Origin of the sequence: Trinickia sp. (assembly GCF_051953405.1) — a bacterium.
GTDB lineage: Bacteria > Pseudomonadota > Gammaproteobacteria > Burkholderiales > Burkholderiaceae > Trinickia.
Genome location: NZ_JBQCIV010000086.1, coordinates 58,214 through 79,333, shown reverse-complemented (window position 1 = coordinate 79,333; position 21,120 = coordinate 58,214). Strand labels below are relative to the sequence as shown.

The window sequence follows — 21,120 nt, the reverse complement described above, 5'->3', positions numbered from 1 at the left end:
GGGTGTCGGTCGGTCGCTGCGGGTGCCAGGTGAACGCGTCAGTGCGCGCCTCGCGACGGCGCGAGCAGCAGGCCGAACCAATGTCGAGACATACGCATAAGGGAAGGAACGGCGCCCAGGGCGAAGCCGACGCAGTCGACCAGCATCGTTTTGCGGCTCGCGCCTGCGTGCACGTCGCATCGGCATAGGGCGAACGTGTAGCGCATAAGATCCGTGGCAAGGTAGCCGGTGGCCAGCAGCAGCGCGAGCGTCAGCGTGCCGCGCTTAAGTCCGACGCGCCTCGCCACATCGACGGCGACGTGACGGTGCCCGAGTTCTTCTTTTGCGTGCCAACGCCATAGCCGCGCTGCACGCGACTCGTCTTGCACGAGCAAAAAGCGATGAGATTGGACCTCTTGGGCGAGCACAGCCGTCAAATGTTCGAACGCCACGACGAGCGCGAGTTTCATGGGCTCGCCGAAGTGGGCTAGCTCGGCGGTAATGGCATTCGCACGCTCGGCGATGGGCTGCATCGACGGGATGGCCTCGATGAGCGCAGCGTTGTACAGGCTATGCGCGCGACGGTGCGCTTGCTCTTCCCGAATGAAGCGATCCACTTCGCTGCCGAGTTCATCGCCCGGCATGGGCTCGAATGCGGCTCGCCACGATTCGAGCGTCTCGATCAGGAATGCCTCGCCGGTAGGCAGCAGCAACGAAAGCGCATCGAAGAAGCGGCTGCGGACGAGCGTTCCGTTCCAGGCGCGCGTGGCGGGAACAGGGGCGGAAACACAAGGGCGGATGGTCATGAACGGCGAATCGAGCGAAACGATGTCGGAATCGTGGCGTTCGCTTGCCGGCCCTGCGCGGTGAGCCACAGTCTCGGGCCCTTCGCGAGCCAATGCCGCACGAAGCCACCGTACGAGAGGGGCATTGCCGCCGTGTTTCGCTTCAACGCGCGCGGCGCTTCGAACCAGCGGAGCGCGGGATTGTCGTGGTGGACGCCGTGCAGGGCGCGATGCAGCGTCAGCCACCCGAGCCCCAACGGCAACACGATGTCATGGCTCACGGTGTGCGGATCGCGTCCGTCGGCAGCGGGCGTGACGGCGACACCATAGTGCTCCGCTTGCGTCAGGATGAAGTCGAACCAGGAAAACAGCGCCAGCGGGATGAAGTAGGCGCAGGCGACGGTGATGGGCGCGGCCACCAAACCGGCGACGATCAGCGCGCCGAATGCCGACATCCAAACAAGCGCTACCTGGCGTTGCGAGCGCTTGTTCTCGGGCACCATCGGCCAGGCGGTTCGAACGATATGCCAGGCCACCCAAGGCAGCTCGACAGGGGCGAGCAACCAGATCCACCGCGTGCGCCAACTGAGCGAATACAGGCGGCCTTCGGGATCGGCCTCGCTACAGGTTGCGCGGTGGTGCGCGAAATGAAAATAACGGTAAGCCGCGAAGTTGACACCGAACAACGCCGCGCAGGCGATCCCCATCGCATCGTTCAGACGGCGATGGCGGAAGAAGGTGCCGTGCACGCACAAATGCTTTGCCTCTTGGCACCCCACCATCAAGATCGCTTGAAGGACGATCAGCGCGACGAGCGGCCAGACGGCGGCGGTTCGGAAAATCAGGATCGTATTCGTTGCGACGGCCAGGACGAACGCAGCACTCGGCAGCTCGGCGTACCACCGGTTGCCAAGGCGTCGAACGTCGGCTTTCGTGGCGAGCGTCATAGCAACGACGATAGCGCGCGCGTGACGCGTCGAACGTACGGCTCCGGCAGCGCGGCCCACAGCGGCGCGAGCGCCGACAGCGGAACCGTCCCGCGCAAAATCGCGCCGTAGTCGAGCGAGCGCTCATGCGGGAAGTAGTCGGGTTTGGCGCAAACCACCTTCGTGAAGCCGCGCGAGCGGTAGTAGCGCAACTGAGGGTCCAGCGGCAAACCGCGGCGCGTGGCGTGAACGTATTCGTCGACAGCCCCATCGGGATGGGCTTCGCGCCAATCGCGCAGGCCGGGCACCGGGGAGCCGAGATAGATATGGCGCCAGCCGCGCTTGAGCGCAATCGGCCAGAAGAACTTCAGCAGTGCCTCGACGCCATCGCCATTGCGGCTCGACAGGCTGATACCGAACAGGGTCGAACTCGTAGCCGGCAGGGGCGCGCGGACACAATCGTCCCACGTCTGCACGTGCCGATAAAAATCGTCGGCAACCGGACGCATGAATAGCGAGGCGAGCAGGCGGCCGGATCGCGTACAAAACGCGCCGACAGCCAGGTCGGGATGAGCGTCGATTCGCGCGCACAGGTCGTCCTGGGATGCCGCTTGATCGTCGTTCCATTTCTCGCGCTCTAGCTCCATGAGCGCGGGCAAATCCCGGCGCCCGAGGAATCGGGCGCGCGCGGGTTCGGTGGCGGTGGGGCGAGCGGTCGAGGGCGCGAGGAAGTGAAGGCTATGGTCCATTGACTAGCGTGCCGCGCGAAACGGTGCGCAGGCGATTCGGTTATCGGATGGGCCGGAATTTTGTCTATTTCATGTGTCGTTGATATGACGAAATAACGGAATATCTCAGAATCGATGTGGCGGATTTGTCGAAGGCAGACGGAAACGTATTCAATTGAGATAATAAATACTACTATGAAGAAAATCCTTACATTCTAGTAGGATATACCTTACCTCTGCCCCCTCGGAAGCCGCGATAGGACTTGGTCGCCTGGGCGCCGGCTATCGGCGGGTGTCGCCCGCCGTACTTCACGAACTGTCTCGCGATGAGACGGACAAATGGGTCTACCTCGCAGAAAGGCGATCTATATCAAAATTTGAGAAATAGCCTAAGTTAAATGAGAAGAAAGGACCGTCAAATTTAAGTCGGACTTAAACGCTCGATTTGCGTTTCTCCCGCGCGGACCTAGCCAGCGTTGCAGCGCGCTTTGTCCATCGCCGTAACGGCTTCTTTCAGCAGAGCGCGCAACCAAGTCAGCCCCGGATCCGTCGTGCGATGCTTGTGCCACTGCATTGCCTGTTCCATCGTCGGAACGGCGATCGGCACTTCGCGCAGCACGATCGGCAGGCTGTGCGAAGCCTCCTCGGCGAGCCGCCTATGCATGGTGGCGATGCGGTTGGTGCCGGCCAGCAAATAGGCCGGCGACATAAAGCTATATGTCGTGGCCTCCACACGCCTGACTACGCCCAGCCGCTCGATGAACCAGTCGGCGATTGCGGTTTGCCCGTCTCCGACCTGCACGGCGACATGACCGGCCGCCAGGTAGCGCTCCTTCGTCATGGAGCCCTTCGCGAGCGGGCTCCGATCCCACACGACGCAGCAGTGAGTCTCCTCGAACAAAAGGTCGGTCGGATGCTCGGCCGAACAATACTCTTTTGGGATGATCAAGAGGTCCGCTTCGCCCCGTTCCAGCACGCGGTGAGGATAGGCGATCAGCGGACGCAGATCGAGACGGATACCGGGCGCTTGCTCATAGGCGAGCTTGAATAGATGCGGCATCAGCGTCGTCATCGTGTAGTCCGATACCAACAGGCGGAACAAGCGATTCGCGTGCGCCGGCGCGAATTCGGGCTGGGCCGCCACGGTGGCATCGACGCGCACGAGGATGTCGCGCACGTTTTCTCTGAGCGCTTCGGCACGCGGCGTTCGCTCCATTTTGCGGCCGACCTGCACGAGCAGTTCGTCGTCGAAGTATTCGCGCAGCCGCGCCAGCGCATTGCTCATCGCCGATTGGCTGAGGTGAATCTTTTCGGCAGCGCGGCTGATGTTTTGTTCGCTCAAGAGCGCATCGAGCGCCACGAGCAGGTTGAGGTCGAGCTTGTTGAACCGCATGCGTGCTGTCTCCGGTCACGCGTATCAGGGTTTAGCCTGAAAGTATTCACACAATCGATATCGGCAATGGATCGAATCCATTTTTAGGATAGCTCGGCCTATCTTAACCTAGCCTCAATCTCGAAGCGACATCGCATAGAGCGACGCACCGGGAGGCCGGCGACAGGGGTTTTTCGGATGGGAGCGACTGCCGTACGCCATCCGTTCGCACCGCGCTTTCACTATTAAAGAGACGCCAGGCGGCGCGAGCGCCCCTAGGTCGAGGAGACAGCATGTCCAGGAAACTGATTGCGGCCGCTGCCGGCTGCGCGATGTTGGCCGCCGGTTCGATGAACCAAGCGCACGCATTCGAAGGCGGTGTATCGCCTTATCCCGCGGGTGCGGTCGGCACGAACATGGCCAATCTGCCGCCGATCCCCGGGTTGTTTGCGTTGGAACAGTTCAACTACACCTACTCGAACGGCCTGTACGGTAACGACGGCAAGAAGCTGCCGATTCCGTTCAGCCTCTCGGCGTATTCGGAAACGACGCGTCTGCTAGTAGCGTATCCGTTCCACCTGCTCGGCGCGAACGTCTATACGCAACTGGTCGTTCCGGTCGTCTCGCTGCATACGAGCGTATTCGGACAGTCGAGCACGCAAAACGGCCTCACGAATATCACCGTCACGCCGGTGCTGCTGCAATGGCATCTCTCTCAGAACCTGGCGATCGCGTCGGGGATCGATTTCGCGTTCGAAACGGGTTCGTACAGCCCCGTCAAGCCGAGTGTGGCCGTGGGCTATACCTCGGTGCAACCGGTGCTCTCGGTCCGTTACAACGTGCCCAACGGAATCGACCTCGGTATTTCGAATCGTCTGCTGCTGAACACGGAAAACGGTACGACGAATTACCGCTCGGGCGACGGCTATGTCGCCGAGTTCACTGCCGGCTGGAACCTCGGGCCGTGGAAGGTAGGCGTGGTCGGCGCCTATCTGAATCAGTTCGGCGACGACAAGGCGAACGGGGTGAACGTGGGCAATCGCATGAGGACCTTCGGCATCGGCCCGTCGGTGGTGTACGACGCCAGAAGCTGGAACGTCAATCTCAATTATCAGCAAGGCGTTTATGCCGCCAACACAACCAAGAGCAACAGTGTTTGGCTGAACATCGCCATTCCGTTGTGGCCGGGCTTCGGGCGAAAAGGCTGAGCGTCGCCCATTCTTCCCGCGCGCGTGCGAGCGAGCGCGCCATCGTGAGCGTCGCTATCGGGTAACTCCCCATTTCAACCAAGGCAATCGGCTATGTTTCGCTACTTTCCTACTAACTATGTCTGGGATCTATCCGTCAATCTCGCCATCGAAATGGGCGCACGGATCGGCGAGATAGCGGACATGTGCGAGCCGCTGCGGGAGGCGGCGGGCCAACCCGATGAGCAAGGTACACGCGCGTTTCGCGAGGCGTGGGTCAAGACAGCCGACCGCCTTTGCGATCTGGCGGCGGAAGACGAGGCGCAAGGGCGGCTGTTGTCGGCGGGCGAGAAGTACAAGCGAGCCGCGATCTATCTGATCACTGCCGAGCGCATGTTGGCACACGATGCGCCGGGCCGCGTCGATTTGTACCGGCGCTCGCTCGATACGTTCGACAAAAGCATCGCTATGCGAGGCGATCTCTGCGAACGCGTGAGGATTCCCTACGGCGGGCAGTCTCTCTCCGGCCTGCTCGTCAAAGCGAAGCATGCTGGCGCGTCTAGCCCGCTGCTAGTGCAGGTGAACGGGCTCGATTCGACCAAGGAGATGAAGTACTTCGTGGGCCTGCCGGCGTGGCTGGCGCAGCGCGGCGTGTCTTCGCTGATCGTCGATCAGCCCGGTACCGGCGAAGCGCTGCGTCTGCATGGCATGCACGCTGTGTACAACTCGGAGGTTTGGGCGAGCCCGATTGTCGATTGGCTGCAAGGCCGCGATGACGTCGATTCCAAGCGTATCGGCATGGAGGGCGTTTCGCTGGGCGGTTACTACTGCCCGCGCGCCGTCGCATTCGAGCCGCGTTTCGCCTGCGGCGTGGTGTGGGGCGCGAATCACGACTGGCGCGACGTTCAGAAAAGGCGCTTGCAGCGCGAAGGCAGCTTCCCCGTGCCGCACTACTGGAAGCATGTCTGCTGGGTGTGGGGCGCGAAAGATATCGACGATTTCATGCGGATCGCCGAAGACGTGCATCTCGACGGCGTGCTCGATCGTATCGAGGTGCCGTTCCTCGTCACGCATGGATCGAAGGATTCGCAGATTCCGGTTGCCTGGGCGCATCGCACCTACGAGCAACTGGTGAACAGCCCGAAGCGAGCGCTGAAGATTTTTACCGAGCGCGAGGGCGGCGTACAGCATTCCAGCTTCGACAACTCGATCAATGCGGGCCACTTCATCGCCGACTGGATCGCCGAAACGCTCGGCGGACACACCGCGCTCTGACTCATTCCCCTTTCAATCAGCACGGATCGCTCATGAACATCATCGGACCCGATACGCTCGTTTTCGGCGTGGACGACATTGCCGCCTGCACTCAATATCTGATCGACTACGGCCTGTTGCCCGTTCGCTGTGACGACACCGGCGGCCGTTTCGAAGCGCTCGACGGTACCGGCGTCGAAATCGCGCACCGCGACGATCCGCGCTTGCCGCCGGGTCTCGGCACGGCGAGCATGCTGCGCAAGACGATTTATGGCGTGGCCGATGCCGCCGCACTTGATGCGATCGCCACGGAATTGTGCCGCGATCGGGAAGTCCGCAAGCTTGCCGACGGCTCGATCGAAGCGACCGACGACATGGGTTTCGCGATCGGCTTCCAAGTCACCGCACGCCGTTCGCTGACCCTGCCGGCCGAGCCGTTGAACGCGCCGGGCGCACCCGCGCAGCGCGCTCCGAACATCGTGGCTGTGCGCGACGATGCCGTTCTCACGCCGCGCACGCTTTCGCACGTCGTCTACTTCGTACCCGATGCCGCCAAGGCCGAAGCGTTTTACGTCGAGCGTCTCGGCTTTCGCTGCACGGACCGCTTTACGGGCGTCGGCCCGTTCTTGCAGCCGGCCGGCACGCTCGATCATCACACGTTGTTCATGATCCAGACCCCGCCGTTCATGAAGGGATGCGAGCACTTCACGTTCCATATGGGCGGGCCGACCGAGGTCTTGCAAGCCGGCACACGTTTCGTCGAGAAGGGCTACCAGTCGTTCTGGGGCCCGGGCCGTCACCGCTTCGGCTCGAACTGGTTCTGGTATTTCAACAGCCCGCTCGGATGCCATGTGGAGTACGACGCGGATATGGACCTGCACGACGGGGAGTGGACGGCCCGCGAGGCACCGATGGGCGCCGACGCGTCGCAGCTCTTTCTCTTTCAGCGCCGCGATAAGTGGGCGCCGGGCGGTCCGCCGCCGGCGGGCGCCAAGGCGCAATGATCGAGCGGACCGTCCGACCATGTCCAAGCGATTGCCCGCGATTCGCCTCGCGCATATCGGCGACCTGCGCGATCCCGGCGCGCGAGGCTTCGATCCCGACGGGGCGGGATACGACACGCTTTTCGTCGTGCGCCATGGCCTCGAACTTCGTGCGTATCGCGACGCCTGTCCGCATTTCGGCGATACGCCGATGGCTTGGCGCAAGGACGCTTATCTGAATGCCGACGGCACGCGCATCGTGTGCCATGCGCACGGCGCGCAGTTCGACATCGCGAGCGGCAAATGCCTGCTCGGGCCGTGCCTCGGTCAGCATCTTCAGTGTGTAGAAATCGACGTGACGAGCGACGGCGACATCGTGCTGATCGAGGCGCGACTCGTCGCTCAACCCATCACGCATCAAAACCAGAACCGAATGCAAGAAGGAGACAACAAATGACCGCCCCTCTTCAATGCGTCCTCGTCATCGGCGGAGGTTTCTCCGGGATGGCGGCGGCGATTCAGTGTGCGAAGCTCGGCCTCACGGTCGAACTCGTCGAAATCGACGAAGGCTGGCGCTCGTATGGCGCGGGCATCAGCATCGGGGGCCCAACGCTGCGCGCGCTGCGCACGATCGGCGTGCTCGACGCCTTCTTCGAGCGAGGATACGGCGGCGATGGCGTGAACCTGTTCACCGCGGGCGGCCAACCGATCGGCACGCTGCCGACGCCGCGCGTGGCGGGAGAGGACGTGCCCGGAGGCGGCGCGATCATGCGCCCGGCGTTGGCGGACATTCTCGCGAAGGCCACGCGCTCGGCTGGGGTGAACGTGCGGCTCGGCTGCACGTTCACTCGGATCGAGCGGCGCGACGACCAGGTAGACGTGGCATTCACGGACGGCACGCAAAGCAGCTACGACTTGGTAATAGGCGCCGACGGCCTCTATTCGCGGGTACGCGAAGCCGTGTTCCCGCATGCCCCCAAGCCTCGCTATACCGGCCAGGGCGTCTGGCGCGCCGTGGTGCCGCGGCCTGCGGACATCGTCTGCGCGACGATGTGGCTGGGGCAGAAGGTCAAGGCCGGCGTCAATCCGGTTTCGGAAGAGAAGATGTATCTCTTCGTCACCGAGGATAGGCCGACGAACGACCATATCGATCCCGAGGCATGGCCGGGCTTGTTGTCGGATCTGCTGGCACCGTTCGGCGTGCCGCTGCTTCAATCGATCCGTGCGCAGCTTAGCGCGCAATCGCGGTGCAACTATCGCCCGCTCGAAAGCCTGCTGCTGCCGCAGCCGTGGTTCGACGCGCGCGTTGTACTCGTCGGCGACGCGGTGCACGCAACGACCCCGCATATGGCGGCAGGCGCGGGCATCGGCCTGGAGGACGCGATCGTGCTCGCCGAGGAACTGGGGCGGGGCACGACGGTGAACGGTGCGTTGGAAGCGTTCCAGGCGCGTCGCTGGGAGCGCTGCCGAATGGTGGTGGAGAACTCCGGGCGGCTCGGCGAGATCGAGATTGCCGGCGGCGACAAAGCAGAGCACACGCGCATCATGCACGAGACGCACATGCGTCTCGCGCAGCCGATCTAACCCGAACGGAGGCACGATGGAAACCAACTTCTCCGGCACGGCGCCGGCTTATGCCGACTCGGCGGTGGGCTCCGATGCGTCCGATGTGCCCGAGGCGTCCGCTGCGTTGGACAAGCTGAGCACGGGCGCATTGATGATCGCGCACTGCGCGGGCATGGTCGATCTGGTGGCGTTGCCGATCTGGGTCGGCACGTTGATCGGCTCATATCGGCTCGACCCGCAGCAAGCGGGCTTGCTGGCTGCGCTGTTTCTAGCCGGCATCGTCTTTAGCAGCTTGGTGTTCTCGCCGCGTCTGAATCGCTTGCCGGCGCGTGCGATGGCAACGGGCGGCTTCGGCATGGCGACGCTCGCGTTTCTCGGCGTCGCGGCGATCGGCGGCTATCCGGCGATGGCTGCGCTGCATGCCGTGGCGGGCCTTGCCGCCGGATGCGGCCTCAGTTTTACGCACGGCGCGATAGGGCGCAGCCGCCAACCGCATCGGCTATTCGCGATCGCCGGGCTCGCGCTGGGTCTTTTTGCCATCGTCTTCATGGGCGCGACACCGGGGCTCATCGCGGCGCATGGCGGCCCGACACTGTTCCGGGTGTTCGCGGGCGTCATGGGCGTGGCGACGTTGACCTGCGCTTTCGCGTTTCCGCAGCTTCGCCGCGCGCGCAATACGACGAAGGCTGACGAGCCCCGCTTCGAGCGCGCCGTATGGTTCGGCATGCTCGGTGTCGGCTGCATGTCGCTGACTCAGTCGATGGTGTTCAGCTTCGTTCAGCGTATCGGCCTCGACCGCGGCTTCGCCTTCGACGCCGTGACTGCAACGCTCGTGGCGTGCGGCATCGTCAACGTGTTTCCCGCGCCCATCGCGGGGCTGCTCGAAACGCGGCTTGCTGCCCGCACCGTGCTGCGAATGGGGCCCGTGCTTCAAGCCGCGATCGCGCTGATCATCACGCAAAGCGTCGCGTTCGCACCGTACGCGGCAGCTTCCTCGGTCCTGCCCGCGATCATGATTTTCTCCCATACCTTTGCGTTCGGCGTGTTGGCACGGATCGACCGAACCGGCCGGGCCGTCGCCGCGACGCCTGCCATGCTGATGACGGGCGCCGCGATCGGCCCGGTACTCGGCGGCACGCTCGTGAAGCAATCGGGCTACGGCAGCCTCGGGATCGCAGCGGTGTTGATCGCCGCCGCGGCGCTCTTGTGCTTTTCTCGGCTCGAACGCCGCGCGTTTTTATCAGGAGTCCAATCTTGAAGCCCAATCGCCGGTTCGTCGATCTCTCGATCTATCTCGAGAACGACGTGCTCTCCGACCCGCCGCCGCTTGCACCGAAGATCACCTACCAGAAGCACGCCGACACGCTGCCCGAGTTCATGGCGATGCTCCCCGGCACGAAGCCCGAGGACTTTCCAGACGGTGAAGCGGCTGCGGCGGAATGGGTGACACTGACCACACACAGCGGTACCCACCTCGATGCGCCCTGGCATTTCCATTCGACGATGGATGCGAGCCTCGGCGAGGCGAAGCCTTCGATCACGATCGATCAGGTACCGCTCGAATGGTGTTTCCAGCCGGGCGTGAAGCTCGATTTTCGGCACTTGCCCGACGGTTACGTCGTCACCGCAACCGATGTCGAAGCGGAGCTGGCACGTATCGACTATACGTTGCAGCCGCTCGACATCGTCGTGGTGAACACGCGGGCAGGTTCGCGCTATGGGCACAACGATTATGTGAACGCAGGTTGCGGCATGGGATACGAGGCCACGATGTATCTGCTCGAGCGCGGTGTACGTTTGACCGGTACCGACGCATGGAGCTGGGATGCGCCGTTTTCGTACACGGCCAAGAAAATCGCCGAGACCGGCGACACCTCGCTGATCTGGGAAGGGCACAAGGCCGGACGCGACATCGGTTATTGCCATCTGGAAAAGCTGCACAACCTCGAAGCGTTGCCGCCGCACGGCTTCTTCATCAGCTGCTTTCCCCATAAGATTCGTGGCGCGTCCGCCGGCTGGACGCGCGCGGTCGCCATTTTCGATGCCGACAAGGAGGCCGCATGAGCTTTCCGATGATCGAGCGTATCGTGACGGGCCACGACGGACAGGGACGTGCGGTGATCGTCTCGCACGGGCCGCTGCCGAACGTTAAGGAAATCGCCGCCATTGCCGGCACCGTATTCCATGAGGTATGGAGCACATCGGGTAACCCGGCTCTCATCGATAACGGTCTGGACCCGACCGTAGGCGCATTGACGTTGCCGCCGCCCGCGCAAGGCACGCGCTTTCGCTTTGTCGATATTCCGCCGGATACATCGGAGTTTCTTGCGCGTGGCGCCGCCAAGATGCACGAGGCGTTCACGCAGGTGGGCGACGCCAACGCATCGACCGTTCGCGCCGATTCGCCGCACCCGCTCATGCACCGCACGGAATCGATCGATTACGGCGTGGTCATCGATGGCGAAATGACGCTCGTACTCGACGATTCGGAGGTGGCGCTCAAGCCCGGCAGCGTCGTCATTCAACGCGGAACCAACCACGCTTGGGCCAATCGGTCCGGGCGGCCCTGCCGGATGCTATTCGTGCTGATCGATGGGGTCTACGATCCGGCGATTGCGCGGGCGTTGCAGGCACGTACCGGGAAGGAGGCGCAATGAAGTTCGCCACTTTGCCCGGCGCGACAGCCGATGGCCGCTTGGCGTTGGTGTCGCGCGATCTGCGCTTCGCGCTGGATGCAGCGCCGATTGCCGCCACGTTGATCGATGCGCTCGAACGCTGGGATGACGTTGCTCGCCCCTTGCAGGCGCGCTACGACGATCTCGATGCAGGGCGTGCCGCCGATGCCTTCCCGTTCGATCCGGCAGCTTGCTGGGCGCCTTTGCCCCGCAGCCCGCAGTGGTGCGACGGATCGGCCTTTTTGAACCATGGTCGCCTGATGGAACGAGCGTTCGATACGCCGCCGATTCCCGACTTCGACACGATCCCGGTGATGTACCAAGGCGCCGGCGACGACTTTCTCGGGCCGACGCAGGACGTGCCGTTACCCGATGAGGCGGACGGTATCGACTTCGAGGGCGAATTCGGTGTGGTGCTCGGCGGCGTGCCGATGGGGGTGCCGGCTGCGCGGGCGGTGGATCATGTCCGCCTGATCGTGCAGATCAACGATTGGAGCCTGCGCGCATTCGGCCCGCGCGAAATGAAGACGGGTTTCGGCTTCCTGCAGGCCAAGCCGTCCACGAGTTTCGCGCCCGTGGCCGTCACGCCCGACGAGTTGGGTGCGCACTGGCGCGATGGACGCGTTCGTTTGCGGCTGCACATCGAGTGGAATGGCCAATGGTTCGGGCATCCTAGCGGCGGCGAAATGAACTTCAGCTTTGCCGATCTCATTGCGCACGCTGCACGTACGCGGCGTTTGTCCGCTGGGACCGTCATCGGGTCCGGCACCGTATCGAATGCGAGCCGCAGCGCGGGCGCGGCTTGCATTGCCGAGCGGCGAGTCATCGAGATCATCGACGAAGGACAGGCCAAAACGGCGTTCATGCGCTTCGGCGATCGGGTCAGGATGGTGGCGAGGGATGACGACGGAGCACAGCCGTTCGGCGCGATCGACCAGCGCGTTGTGAGAGCCGTCGCTTCACCCGTCGATGAGGAGGCGCAGTGAGAGTGCTCGTGACCGGTGCGAACGGTTTCGTGGGGGCGGGGTTGGTTCGGCGGCTGCTGAGCGACGGCGTGGCGAGTGCAGGCGACGTGACGGCATTGCTGCTGCTCGATCGGCAGTTCGATGCCGTTCCCCAAGACGATCGAATCGAAGCCGTCCTGGGCGATTTCGGCGCGCCGGACATACTTGAGCAAGCGCTGGCGGAGCCCGTCGATCTTGTCTTCCACTTGGCAAGCGTACCCGGTGCGCAGGCGCAAGCCGATCAGGATTTGGGCGATCGCGTCAATTTGTACGGCACGCTGGTGTTATTCGACCGACTGGCACGGCAGGCGAAGCGACACGCTAAGGTGCCGTGTATCGTCTTTGCGAGTAGCGTCGCCGTATACGGTGGGCGGCTGCCGGAACGAATGGACGAGCATACCGCGGCGCATCCGGCCATCAGCTACGGCGTACACAAGCTGATCGGCGAACAGATTCTCGGCGATGGGGCGCGGCGCGGCGTGCTCGATGGGCGCTCGCTGCGCCTGCCCGGGATCGTGGCGCGGCCGGGGATCTCGGCCGGTCACGGTTCGGCATTCATGAGCGCGATTTTTCGTGTTGCGCAAGAAGGTCAGCGTTATACCTGTCCGGTTTCACCGACGGCCACCGCATGGTGGATGTCGCGCGCATGTTGTATCGATAACTTGCTCCATGCGGCTCGATTGCCTGCCGACCTGTTGGGCGGGGTGCGGGTCCGGACGCCGCCCGTATTGCAGCTCTCGGTGCAAGCCGTCGTCGATGCATTGGCGCGGCGTTTCGGGGCGGCGCGAATCGAGTACGCGCCGGTAGACGCCATCGAGCAGCTGTTTGGACGGCAGCCGCCGCTGGAGGATCGCCGTGCCGCGGCATTGGGCTTCCGCCACGACGGTACCGTGGAGCAACTGATCGAGCGTGCGCTGGAACTTTCAGGTTTCTAGCGCCGGCCTGCGCGACGTTCTTCGCAACCATTGACCCGAATTCGAATTCGTAGCCGGGAAATCATGCCGCTCGCGGTATGATCGCGGCGATCGAAAGCACGTTCCGGACAATGGCTATGGCCAATTCGACTTCGCCGTCCTCGGTGGCGGCAACCATGACGGGCATTGCGGCCGGCATGGCCCTCGTACACTACCTTCAGCCCGTGCTGGTACCGTTCTTCCTTGCAACACTGCTGCGGATATGGGGCGATGCCGTCGTTCAGGCCACGTCACGCATGCTGCCCCGAGCGCCGCGATGGGCGGTGCGGTTCGGCACGGGCGCTTTGATGGTGCTCGCAATCGTGCTCATTTGCTATGTGCTTGCGGAGGGCGTCGGCTCGGTGATCCACCAAGTACCGACGATCGTTTCGCGGCTCGATGCCCTGTCTCAGCGAATCGCCCATGCCACGGGCATGCGGGGCGCGCGGTTTTTCAGCACGGCGATCAACCACATCGACGCGCCCGCGCTCGTGCAGTGGTTGGCTTCGGGCATCCACGAACCGGTCGAGATCATCTTGCTGACGTTGCTTATTGCGACCTTCATGCTCGCCGTGCCCAACCCCGAAAACAATCCGAAGCTCGACATCCTGGCACGGCACGCGGCGCGCGCGGCGAGGCAACGCGCGATCATCATCCACATCACTAACAGTATCCAGAGCTACATGAACGTGCAGTTGGCCGTCAACGGCACGATCGCGCTCGCCGTCGCTGGGGCATGCTATTCGTTCGAAGTGAAAGGAACGGCCTTCTGGGGAGCCATGGCCTTTATCCTCGCGTTTATTCCTGTCGTCGGTCCGCTGATCGCTAGCGCACTGCCCGCGCTTTCGGCCTTCGCGCAGTTTTCGGCGGCATGGCACGCGATCGCCGTGTTTGTGGCCATCGAAGCGATTTTTATCGTGGCGCACAACTTTGTCCTGCCGAAGCTGCAGGCCAAAGGCCAGAACATCGATCCGATTGCCGGGCTGCTGGCGCTCGGTATCTGGACGCTGCTCTGGGGTGTATGGGGGGCGCTGCTCGCGACCCCGCTCACCATGTTGATCATGATCACCACGGCGCAATTCGAGAGCAGCCGGTGGTTTGCGGCTGTGTTGTCGCACGATGGGCGCCCGGAAGCGGGGATCGATACACTCGGCGACAGCCAGGCCCAAGCCGATGCGGACGCCTAGCTTGCCGATCGAACGAAGGCAGCTCTTCGCTCGACGGCCGGCCCGGCCCATCCGACGGGGCCGAGTTCGCCGCTACTCGATCGCCTCATGCGGCAGCCCCACATAGTTCTCGGCGATCGTTTTCAATCCCGCGTTCGAACTCGTGTAGTACTCGTAGTCGATGCGCTGCATTTGCTTGTCGAAACGATCGCGCTGCGGAAACTCATGGAGTAGGTTCGTCATGAACCATGAAAACCGGACCGCTTTCCAAACCCGGCGCAATGCGATCGACGAATACTTCTCGAGCCAATCGGTGCGGCCGCTTTCGTAGACGCCCCGAAGGATCCGATATAGCGTGCCCACATCGCTGGCCGCAAGATTGAGTCCTTTCGCCCCTGTCGGCGGAACGATATGCGCGGCGTCGCCCACGAGAAAGAGCCGGCCGTATTGCATCGGTTCGACCACGTAGCTGCGCAGCGGCGCCACGCTTTTTTCAAGCGAATCGCCTGTTACCAGCGCATCGGCGACGTCGTGCGGCAATCGCATTTTCAATTCGTTCCAAAAGCGCTCATCCGGCCAATCCTCGACCTTCTCGGTCGACGGCACCTGCAGGTAATAGCGGCTGCGCGTGGTCGAGCGCTGGCTGCACAGCGCAAAACCGCGCGGATGGTTAGCGTAGATCAATTCGTGATTGACAGGGGGCGTATCGGAAAGCAGCCCGAGCCAGCCGAATGGAAAAACGCGCTCGTACTGCGTGAGGCGATCGGCGGGTATCGTTTTGCGCGACACGCCATGAAAACCGTCGCAGCCCGCGATGAAATCGCATTCGAGCGTCACCTTCTCGCCGTCTTTCTCGAACGTGACATAGGGCGCGTGACCGTCCACCTCATGCAATTGAACGTTGCGGGCTTCATAGATCGTCGTGCCGCCGCTCGCTTCGCGCGCCGCCATCAGGTCGCGCGTCACCTCCGTCTGGCCATAGACGATGACGGTGGCGCCACCGGTCAATGCTTTGAGATCGATGCGATCGCGCCGGCCATGAAACGCGAGTTCGACGCCTTCGTGCACGAGTCCTTCGGCATCCATGCGCGCACCGACCCCGGCTTCGCGCATGAGATCGGCCGTGCCTTGTTCAAGCACGCCGGCCCGGATTCGGCCGAGCACATACTCGCCGGTTTGCCGCTCCAGCACCACGTTATCGATCCCGGCCTGTTGCAGCAGTTGGCCCAGCAGCAGGCCGGATGGTCCGGCGCCGATAATCGCGACTCGGGTTTTCATGGGGGTGTCTCCTGTGAAGATGTGTCGTCGTTTGCTTGTATTTTTCGACGTTCATCGCACGGAGAGAAGGCAAATTCTTGCAATAGAATAGGACTTTTCCAAGATCGCCAAGTTGGCGGCCGTGCCAAAATCAAACGGATATCGAGGCCCGCGTATGGACTATTCGCCGCTCAAAGACATCCCCGTCTTCAAGCTATACGGAGAGGGCCACGACTGGCATACGCCCGATCTGCTGCACTGCGAATCGATCCCGGCGCGCAGCAGCCTGCACGACTGGGAGATCCGCGAGCATCGCCACGCGGATCTCGCACAGATTCTTTATGTGCAGAAGGGATCGGCGGTCATCGACATCGAAGGCGAGCGCACGGAGATCTCGAAGCCGTCGGTCCAGATCGTGCCGCCCCTGTGCGTACATGGCTTCCGGTTCAGCCATGATGTCGACGGCTTCGTCATTACGCTCGCTGCGCCGCTCGTCGCCTGGCTTCAGGAGCAAGTCGACGCACAACAGCCCATCCTCCAATTTCCGGCCTGTCATCCTGCCGGCAAGGACCGCGCGTATCTCGACACGCTGTGCCGGACGCTCGATCGCGAATACGCCACGCCGGCACAGTCGCGCGACTTGCTGCTGCGCTCGCTCGTCAGTGCGCTCGTTGTGTGGATCGCCAGGCAGCAGGCGCGGCAGGCGGGGGCCGGCGAGCGGCGCGACCGCGGACAATCGCATCTGCAAGCCTTTTCGAAACTGGTGGAACAGCACTATCGCGAGCATCTCGCCATTGCCGCCTATGCATCCCGGCTCGGCGTGACGGCAGTGCATTTGAACGCCGTGTGCCAGCGGCTCGTCGGGCAAAATGCGCTGTCGATCGTGCATCAGCGCCTGCTGCTCGAAGCCAAGCGCAATCTCATCTACACGACGCTCAACGTGAGTCAAATCGCCGATCTGCTCGGCTTTTCGGAACCCGCTTACTTCACGCGCTTCTTCAAACGGCTCACCGGCGCGACGCCGAATGCGTTTCGCAAACGCAGTTGAGCGACGTATCGCCTCGCACCGTTTTGCCCGACGCTATTTCGCCGTTGCCCTCGCTCCTTCGCCCTGTCCGCGCGCGGCGCCGCCGCTGTGCCCGCTAGCATAGGGTGCCCGCACGGCTCCTGCGTCACCGCTCTGTCGCCCACGGCAGCATTTCCGCGTTTTCCCTAGGCAACGCGGGCTTGCAATCGCTCGCGTAAACGTTATGCGTTATAACAAATATCGAAAATAACTATATCGAACGCGACAACAATCGGAGACACGAACCCATGAACGACCCCCTACAGCACGACACGGCCTACGAGCGCAAGACGCTGCTCTTGCTCGGCCTCGGCTTTGGCCTCGTCGGCCTCGATCGCTGGATCGTGGCGCCGCTCTTCCCGCACATGATGCGCGATCTCGGCCTCGATTTTCAACAGCTCGGCAGCCTCATCGGCATTCTCAGTGTGGCCTGGGGCGTCTGGGCGATTGCAATGGGGCCGGTGTCCGACCGCATCGGCCGCAAGAAGATTCTCGTCGTGACGATGGTGGCTTTCTCGTTGCTTTCGAGCCTGTCCGGTCTGGCGGCCAGTTTCGCAAGCCTGATGCTGATTCGCGCCATCATGGGCGTCGCCGAAGGCGCTTTCACGCCGGCCAGCGTCGCGGCCACGGGCGAGGCCTCGCTGCCTTCGCGCCGCGGCTTCAACCAAGGGTTGCAGCTCAGCATGTTTTCGCTGCTGGGCCTCGGCTTTGCACCGATTATCGCGACGCAACTGCTGCGCGTCGTGCCGTCGTGGCATTGGGTCTTCATGATTTCGGCCGTGCCGGGCCTAATCGTGGCGGCGCTGATTGCGATGGTGCTGCGCGAGCATCCGCGAAACGCGTTGCCGCATCCCGACCTCGGGCATGCCAAGGCGAAATGGACCGCGTTGTTCCGTAGCCGCAACGTCCTGCTCGCCACACTCGCGATTCTTTGCGCGATGGCGGGCATCTTCGTCGTCAGCGCGATGGTCCCGACTTATCTCGTCGAAGTGCTTCATTTGGATACGCAAAGCATGGGCTTCGTCGTATCGGCAATCGGCTTCGGCGGCTTCATCGGCTCGTTCGGCGTAGCGGGCGTATCGGATTTCATCGGACGGCGCCCGGCGGCGATCATCGCGTTCGTCGGCGCAGCGATCTTGCTTTACGTGTTTTCCCGCACGGGCGCCAATCCGCCCTTGCTCTTCGCGCTGTTGTTCGGTATCTCCGTGTTCGCCTTGGGCTTGCTGGGCCTTCTAAGCGGGCCGATCGCCACGGAGGCGGCGCCGCTCGGCCTCGTGGCATCGTCGGTCGGCTTCGTCTCGGGCACCGGTGAAATCTTCGGCGGCGGTCTTGCGCCCGTTATCGCCGGCTTTATCGCGCAGCACTTCGGGCTGGCGGCCACGCTCGAATTCGCGTTAGCCGGGTTGGCGGGCGGTGCCGTGGTCGCGCTGTTTCTCGTCGAGACGGCACCGCGCAAGCGTGCGGCTACCAGAGGCGAGGCATTCGCCGCTTCGCGCGATATCGCATGAACGGTTCACCGATTCATAACCAGCCGCGGCAGCGACCGCGGGAGCCATTCGGATCAGGCAAGGAGAAAATTTCGATGAAACGTAAAGCAGTCTTCGCGGCGGCCGGGGCGCTGTTCGCCTCGCATGCGTTCGCGCAGAGCGCCGTGACCCTGAGCGGGTTGATCGACGGCGGCGTGTCCTATATCAGCAACCAAGGCGGCAAAAGCGTCGTGAAATTCGACGACGGGATCGAGGTGCCGAACCTGCTCAAGATCGACGGCAAGGAGGATCTGGGCGGCGGGCTCAAGGCGGTGTTCGATTTGACGAACCAATTCCAATTGGGCTCGGGTTCGTTCATGCCCGGTCAGAGCTTGTTCGGACGCAATGCCTATGTCGGACTCGACGATAAGCGGTGGGGGCGGCTGACGCTCGGCAACCAATACGACTTCATGGTCGATTCGCTGTTTTTCGGTTTCGACGATGCCGCGTTCTATGCGCAAGGGGTCTACGATTTTCGTAATGGGCCATTCGCGGGCCTCGCGTTGCCGAACAACCCCACCGGTTCGTTCGACTGGGATCGGATGGCCGGCGAGCGCGTGCCCAATTCCGTCAAGTATTTGAGCCCGACATTCGGCGGCTTTTCCGCTGGTGCGATGTACGGCTTCGGCAACGTGGCCGGTTCGATCGGCGCGGGCAACGCGCAAAGCTTCGGGCTTAACTACGTCAACGGGCCGTTCGGTGCGAACGCGGCCTATACGTTGGTGAAGACCGATGTCGCGGGCGTGCAAGATAGCGTGCGCAATTGGGGCGTCGGCGCGCATTACCACATCGGCCGAGTCGTCACGACGGCATTGTTCACGACGGTACGCAACGAACTCAATGGCGCCGCCGTTTGGCAAGCCGAGTTCGGCGCGGCATACTCGTTCAATAGCCCGTGGCTCGTGAGCGGCGTCTATTCGTATATGAAGGGCAATCAAGCGGTGAACAACAATCATGCGCACCAACTGACGGCGGAAGTGCAATATAACTTCTCGAAGCGCACGAACGTCTATGTTGCCGCGATCTATCAGCGGGCGAATGCGGGGGCCAATGCGCAGATCAACGACGTCATGGTTGCATCCAGCAGCCCGTCGCAGTTCATCGGGCGTATCGGCTTGCAGACGCGGTTCTGATCCGGCCGTTCTCGTTCGTTCTCGTTCGCTCTCGTTCGCTTTCGTTCGTTTTCGTTAAACGGCACCGCGACCTGTTCGCCGTGCCGTTTTTCTTCATTCGACGAAAATCTTCCGCAGCAGCGCCTTCAACTGTTCGCGCTCCGCGTCGCTCAGGTGCGCGAGTGCCCCCGCATCGGCAGTGGCCGCGGCCTTCAGCGCCCGGCCATACAGCCGCACGCCTTGTGTCGTCAGTTCGACGTGCTGCACGCGCTTGTCCTCCGTACTGCGCTGGCGCGTTAACAATCCGCGCGCTTCCAGACGGTCGAGCAAGGTCGCGAGGTTCGGCGGCGCCACGGCGAGTGCTTCGGCGAGCGCGCGCTGATTGATGCCGGGGTTTTCCTTCACGACCGACAACACCGAGAACTCGGCTTGCCGCAAGTCGTGCTTTTCCATCTCCCGGTCGAACAACGCCTGAATGACGAGATAGGCGCGCCGGATGTTGTAGCCCACGAGATCGAGCAACGCGGATTGGTCCGCCTGCTCGCTTGCATCGTCGCCGGAAGAGGGCAGCATCAAAGACATAAGCGTTGGGAAAGGGTGATCGGATCGCGCATCAAAAACGCGTGTCGATCATAACATGCCGTCGCCAGCGGATTGCGTGCCGGCCACGCTGAGAAACGCCCACCCGAGATCGTTTGTCACCCCATCTAGTTATGTTATATAACTATTACCGTCGCTCACGAACAACCGCTTGGTGGTAGCTATGACGCAACCCTCGTACGAATTCCTCAAGGTCGAATACACCGACTCTTTGGCATTCGTTTGCCTGAATCGGCCATCGAAACGCAATGCGATCAGCGATCCGCTGGTTGCGGAGTTGCGCCGGGCCTTCGAAACCATGCCCGACACCGTGCGGGCCATCGTCCTGCACGCCGAAGGCGAGCACTTTTGCGCGGGGCTCGATCTGTCCGAAATGCGCGAGCGCGGCACGGTCGAAGCGATGCATCATTCGCGCATGTGGCACGCGGCATTCGAGCAGATTCAGTTCGGCCGCGCGCCCGTCGTGGCGGTATTGAAAGGGGCGACGATCGGCGGCGGTCTCGAACTCGCGTCCGCTTGCCACGTGCGCGTGGCCGAGACATCGGCGTTCTTCGCACTGCCCGAAGGCAGTCGAGGCCTCTTCGTCGGCGGTGGGGCATCCGTGCGCGTGCCGCGGCTCATCGGCGTGGCGCGCATGACCGACATGATGCTGACGGGGCGTGTTTACGACGCGCGCGAGGGCTACGATGCCGGCATCGCTCAATATCTTGTGGGCGACGGCGAAGGGCTCGCCAAGGCGCGAGAACTGGCCGAACGCATTGCACAGAATTCGCCGACGACGAACTACGCGGTCACGCAAGTGCTGCCGCGCATTGCCGATCAATCGATCCAGGATGGTTTGCTGACCGAATCGTTGATGGCGTCGGTTGCGCTGAGCGATCCGCAAACGCAAGATCGCCTAGCCGCTTTTCTGGAGCACCGGGCAGCCAAGGTGTGGCCAAAATAGTCCGATCCATGCACGTACACGTATGCGTTGCATGA

Annotated in this window: 21 protein-coding genes; 15 read left to right on the top strand and 6 right to left on the bottom strand. The window is 62.8% G+C overall.

Annotated elements, in window-relative coordinates; translation table 11 throughout:
• Positions 1-38: 38 nt before the first annotated feature.
• The 4 genes from ACTHN9_RS15150 to ACTHN9_RS15135 form a co-directional block, all read right to left on the bottom strand.
• Entirely contained in the window at positions 39-785 is a 747-nt protein-coding gene (locus ACTHN9_RS15150; protein WP_440537590.1) for a metal-dependent hydrolase, read from the bottom strand.
• Entirely contained in the window at positions 782-1,711 is a 930-nt protein-coding gene (locus ACTHN9_RS15145; RefSeq protein WP_440537589.1) for a fatty acid desaturase family protein, read from the bottom strand. The genes ACTHN9_RS15150 and ACTHN9_RS15145 overlap by 4 nt, the downstream gene beginning before the upstream one ends.
• The gene (locus ACTHN9_RS15140) at positions 1,708-2,439 is read right to left on the bottom strand and encodes a hypothetical protein (RefSeq protein WP_440537588.1); all 732 of its coding nucleotides are present in this window, start codon (positions 2,437-2,439) and stop codon (positions 1,708-1,710) included. The genes ACTHN9_RS15145 and ACTHN9_RS15140 overlap by 4 nt, the downstream gene beginning before the upstream one ends.
• 445 nt (positions 2,440-2,884) lie before the next feature.
• Positions 2,885-3,811 (bottom strand): LysR family transcriptional regulator, encoded by a 927-nt coding sequence (locus ACTHN9_RS15135; RefSeq protein WP_440537587.1) that lies wholly within the window; start codon positions 3,809-3,811, stop codon positions 2,885-2,887.
• Positions 3,812-4,083: 272 nt separating this feature from the next.
• Between ACTHN9_RS15135 and ACTHN9_RS15130 the strand changes: the two genes are divergently transcribed.
• The 11 genes from ACTHN9_RS15130 to ACTHN9_RS15080 all read left to right on the top strand — a co-directional run bounded on the left by ACTHN9_RS15130 (position 4,084) and on the right by ACTHN9_RS15080 (position 14,599).
• Positions 4,084-4,998 carry a SphA family protein gene (locus ACTHN9_RS15130; RefSeq protein WP_440537586.1) on the top strand — a complete coding sequence of 305 codons (915 nt, stop codon included), beginning with the start codon at positions 4,084-4,086 and terminating at the stop codon, positions 4,996-4,998.
• 93 nt (positions 4,999-5,091) lie between these two features.
• The gene (locus ACTHN9_RS15125; RefSeq protein WP_440537585.1) at positions 5,092-6,252 is read left to right on the top strand and encodes an alpha/beta hydrolase family protein; all 1,161 of its coding nucleotides are present in this window, start codon (positions 5,092-5,094) and stop codon (positions 6,250-6,252) included.
• Positions 6,253-6,284: 32 nt separating this feature from the next.
• Positions 6,285-7,235 (top strand): VOC family protein, encoded by a 951-nt coding sequence (locus ACTHN9_RS15120; protein ID WP_440537584.1) that lies wholly within the window; start codon positions 6,285-6,287, stop codon positions 7,233-7,235.
• Positions 7,236-7,254: 19 nt separating this feature from the next.
• On the top strand, positions 7,255-7,671 hold the full coding sequence (locus ACTHN9_RS15115) for a Rieske (2Fe-2S) protein (protein WP_440537583.1): 417 nt from the start codon (positions 7,255-7,257) through the stop codon (positions 7,669-7,671).
• Positions 7,668-8,798, top strand: a complete 1,131-nt coding sequence (locus ACTHN9_RS15110; RefSeq protein ID WP_440537582.1) for an FAD-dependent oxidoreductase — start codon at positions 7,668-7,670, stop codon at positions 8,796-8,798. Before ACTHN9_RS15115 ends, ACTHN9_RS15110 begins: the two co-directional genes overlap by 4 nt.
• 16 nt (positions 8,799-8,814) lie before the next feature.
• Positions 8,815-10,038 (top strand): MFS transporter, encoded by a 1,224-nt coding sequence (locus tag ACTHN9_RS15105; protein WP_440537581.1) that lies wholly within the window; start codon positions 8,815-8,817, stop codon positions 10,036-10,038.
• Positions 10,035-10,844: a cyclase family protein gene (locus tag ACTHN9_RS15100; protein ID WP_440537580.1), complete on the top strand. Its 810-nt coding sequence runs from the start codon at positions 10,035-10,037 to the stop codon at positions 10,842-10,844. Before ACTHN9_RS15105 ends, ACTHN9_RS15100 begins: the two co-directional genes overlap by 4 nt.
• Entirely contained in the window at positions 10,841-11,437 is a 597-nt protein-coding gene (locus ACTHN9_RS15095; RefSeq protein ID WP_440537579.1) for a cupin domain-containing protein, read from the top strand. The genes ACTHN9_RS15100 and ACTHN9_RS15095 overlap by 4 nt, the downstream gene beginning before the upstream one ends.
• A complete protein-coding gene (locus tag ACTHN9_RS15090) occupies positions 11,434-12,441 on the top strand; it encodes a fumarylacetoacetate hydrolase family protein (RefSeq protein ID WP_440537578.1) in 1,008 nt (335 codons plus the stop codon). Before ACTHN9_RS15095 ends, ACTHN9_RS15090 begins: the two co-directional genes overlap by 4 nt.
• Positions 12,438-13,394 carry an NAD-dependent epimerase/dehydratase family protein gene (locus ACTHN9_RS15085; RefSeq protein WP_440537577.1) on the top strand — a complete coding sequence of 319 codons (957 nt, stop codon included), beginning with the start codon at positions 12,438-12,440 and terminating at the stop codon, positions 13,392-13,394. The genes ACTHN9_RS15090 and ACTHN9_RS15085 overlap by 4 nt, the downstream gene beginning before the upstream one ends.
• A gap of 116 nt (positions 13,395-13,510) precedes the next feature.
• On the top strand, positions 13,511-14,599 hold the full coding sequence (locus tag ACTHN9_RS15080) for an AI-2E family transporter (RefSeq protein WP_440537576.1): 1,089 nt from the start codon (positions 13,511-13,513) through the stop codon (positions 14,597-14,599).
• A 72-nt stretch (positions 14,600-14,671) separates the two neighbouring features.
• Here the strand turns inward: ACTHN9_RS15080 and pobA are convergent, their stop codons facing one another.
• Positions 14,672-15,856: a 4-hydroxybenzoate 3-monooxygenase gene (gene pobA / locus ACTHN9_RS15075; protein WP_440537575.1), complete on the bottom strand. Its 1,185-nt coding sequence runs from the start codon at positions 15,854-15,856 to the stop codon at positions 14,672-14,674.
• A 154-nt stretch (positions 15,857-16,010) separates the two neighbouring features.
• Between pobA and ACTHN9_RS15070 the strand changes: the two genes are divergently transcribed.
• The 3 genes from ACTHN9_RS15070 (at position 16,011) to ACTHN9_RS15060 (ending at position 19,560) form a co-directional block, all read left to right on the top strand.
• The gene (locus ACTHN9_RS15070) at positions 16,011-16,883 is read left to right on the top strand and encodes a helix-turn-helix domain-containing protein (protein ID WP_440537574.1); all 873 of its coding nucleotides are present in this window, start codon (positions 16,011-16,013) and stop codon (positions 16,881-16,883) included.
• A gap of 266 nt (positions 16,884-17,149) precedes the next feature.
• The gene (locus ACTHN9_RS15065; RefSeq protein ID WP_440537573.1) at positions 17,150-18,409 is read left to right on the top strand and encodes an MFS transporter; all 1,260 of its coding nucleotides are present in this window, start codon (positions 17,150-17,152) and stop codon (positions 18,407-18,409) included.
• A gap of 74 nt (positions 18,410-18,483) precedes the next feature.
• The gene (locus ACTHN9_RS15060; protein ID WP_440537572.1) at positions 18,484-19,560 is read left to right on the top strand and encodes a porin; all 1,077 of its coding nucleotides are present in this window, start codon (positions 18,484-18,486) and stop codon (positions 19,558-19,560) included.
• A 93-nt stretch (positions 19,561-19,653) separates the two neighbouring features.
• Here ACTHN9_RS15060 and ACTHN9_RS15055 read toward each other — a convergent pair whose 3' ends face one another.
• Positions 19,654-20,112, bottom strand: coding sequence for a MarR family winged helix-turn-helix transcriptional regulator (locus tag ACTHN9_RS15055; RefSeq protein WP_440537571.1), 459 nt, complete (start codon positions 20,110-20,112; stop codon positions 19,654-19,656).
• Positions 20,113-20,302: 190 nt separating this feature from the next.
• On the opposite strand from ACTHN9_RS15055, the gene ACTHN9_RS15050 reads away from it, so the two are divergent.
• A complete protein-coding gene (locus tag ACTHN9_RS15050; RefSeq protein WP_440537570.1) occupies positions 20,303-21,085 on the top strand; it encodes a crotonase/enoyl-CoA hydratase family protein in 783 nt (260 codons plus the stop codon).
• Positions 21,086-21,120: the final 35 nt, after the last annotated feature.

What these genes read in the sequence shown, in the direction of transcription:
- ACTHN9_RS15150 (WP_440537590.1), bottom strand. Translation starts at nt 785, where the DNA reads ATGACCATCCGCCCTTGTGTTTCCGCCCCTGTTCCCGCCACGCGCGCC.
- ACTHN9_RS15145 (WP_440537589.1), bottom strand. Translation starts at nt 1,711, where the DNA reads ATGACGCTCGCCACGAAAGCCGACGTTCGACGCCTTGGCAACCGGTGG.
- ACTHN9_RS15140 (WP_440537588.1), bottom strand. Translation starts at nt 2,439, where the DNA reads ATGGACCATAGCCTTCACTTCCTCGCGCCCTCGACCGCTCGCCCCACC.
- ACTHN9_RS15135 (WP_440537587.1), bottom strand. Translation starts at nt 3,811, where the DNA reads ATGCGGTTCAACAAGCTCGACCTCAACCTGCTCGTGGCGCTCGATGCG.
- ACTHN9_RS15130 (WP_440537586.1), top strand. Translation starts at nt 4,084, where the DNA reads ATGTCCAGGAAACTGATTGCGGCCGCTGCCGGCTGCGCGATGTTGGCC.
- ACTHN9_RS15125 (WP_440537585.1), top strand. Translation starts at nt 5,092, where the DNA reads ATGTTTCGCTACTTTCCTACTAACTATGTCTGGGATCTATCCGTCAAT.
- ACTHN9_RS15120 (WP_440537584.1), top strand. Translation starts at nt 6,285, where the DNA reads ATGAACATCATCGGACCCGATACGCTCGTTTTCGGCGTGGACGACATT.
- ACTHN9_RS15115 (WP_440537583.1), top strand. Translation starts at nt 7,255, where the DNA reads ATGTCCAAGCGATTGCCCGCGATTCGCCTCGCGCATATCGGCGACCTG.
- ACTHN9_RS15110 (WP_440537582.1), top strand. Translation starts at nt 7,668, where the DNA reads ATGACCGCCCCTCTTCAATGCGTCCTCGTCATCGGCGGAGGTTTCTCC.
- ACTHN9_RS15105 (WP_440537581.1), top strand. Translation starts at nt 8,815, where the DNA reads ATGGAAACCAACTTCTCCGGCACGGCGCCGGCTTATGCCGACTCGGCG.
- ACTHN9_RS15095 (WP_440537579.1), top strand. Translation starts at nt 10,841, where the DNA reads ATGAGCTTTCCGATGATCGAGCGTATCGTGACGGGCCACGACGGACAG.
- ACTHN9_RS15090 (WP_440537578.1), top strand. Translation starts at nt 11,434, where the DNA reads ATGAAGTTCGCCACTTTGCCCGGCGCGACAGCCGATGGCCGCTTGGCG.
- ACTHN9_RS15080 (WP_440537576.1), top strand. Translation starts at nt 13,511, where the DNA reads ATGGCCAATTCGACTTCGCCGTCCTCGGTGGCGGCAACCATGACGGGC.
- pobA (WP_440537575.1), bottom strand. Translation starts at nt 15,856, where the DNA reads ATGAAAACCCGAGTCGCGATTATCGGCGCCGGACCATCCGGCCTGCTG.
- ACTHN9_RS15070 (WP_440537574.1), top strand. Translation starts at nt 16,011, where the DNA reads ATGGACTATTCGCCGCTCAAAGACATCCCCGTCTTCAAGCTATACGGA.
- ACTHN9_RS15065 (WP_440537573.1), top strand. Translation starts at nt 17,150, where the DNA reads ATGAACGACCCCCTACAGCACGACACGGCCTACGAGCGCAAGACGCTG.
- ACTHN9_RS15060 (WP_440537572.1), top strand. Translation starts at nt 18,484, where the DNA reads ATGAAACGTAAAGCAGTCTTCGCGGCGGCCGGGGCGCTGTTCGCCTCG.
- ACTHN9_RS15055 (WP_440537571.1), bottom strand. Translation starts at nt 20,112, where the DNA reads ATGCTGCCCTCTTCCGGCGACGATGCAAGCGAGCAGGCGGACCAATCC.
- ACTHN9_RS15050 (WP_440537570.1), top strand. Translation starts at nt 20,303, where the DNA reads ATGACGCAACCCTCGTACGAATTCCTCAAGGTCGAATACACCGACTCT.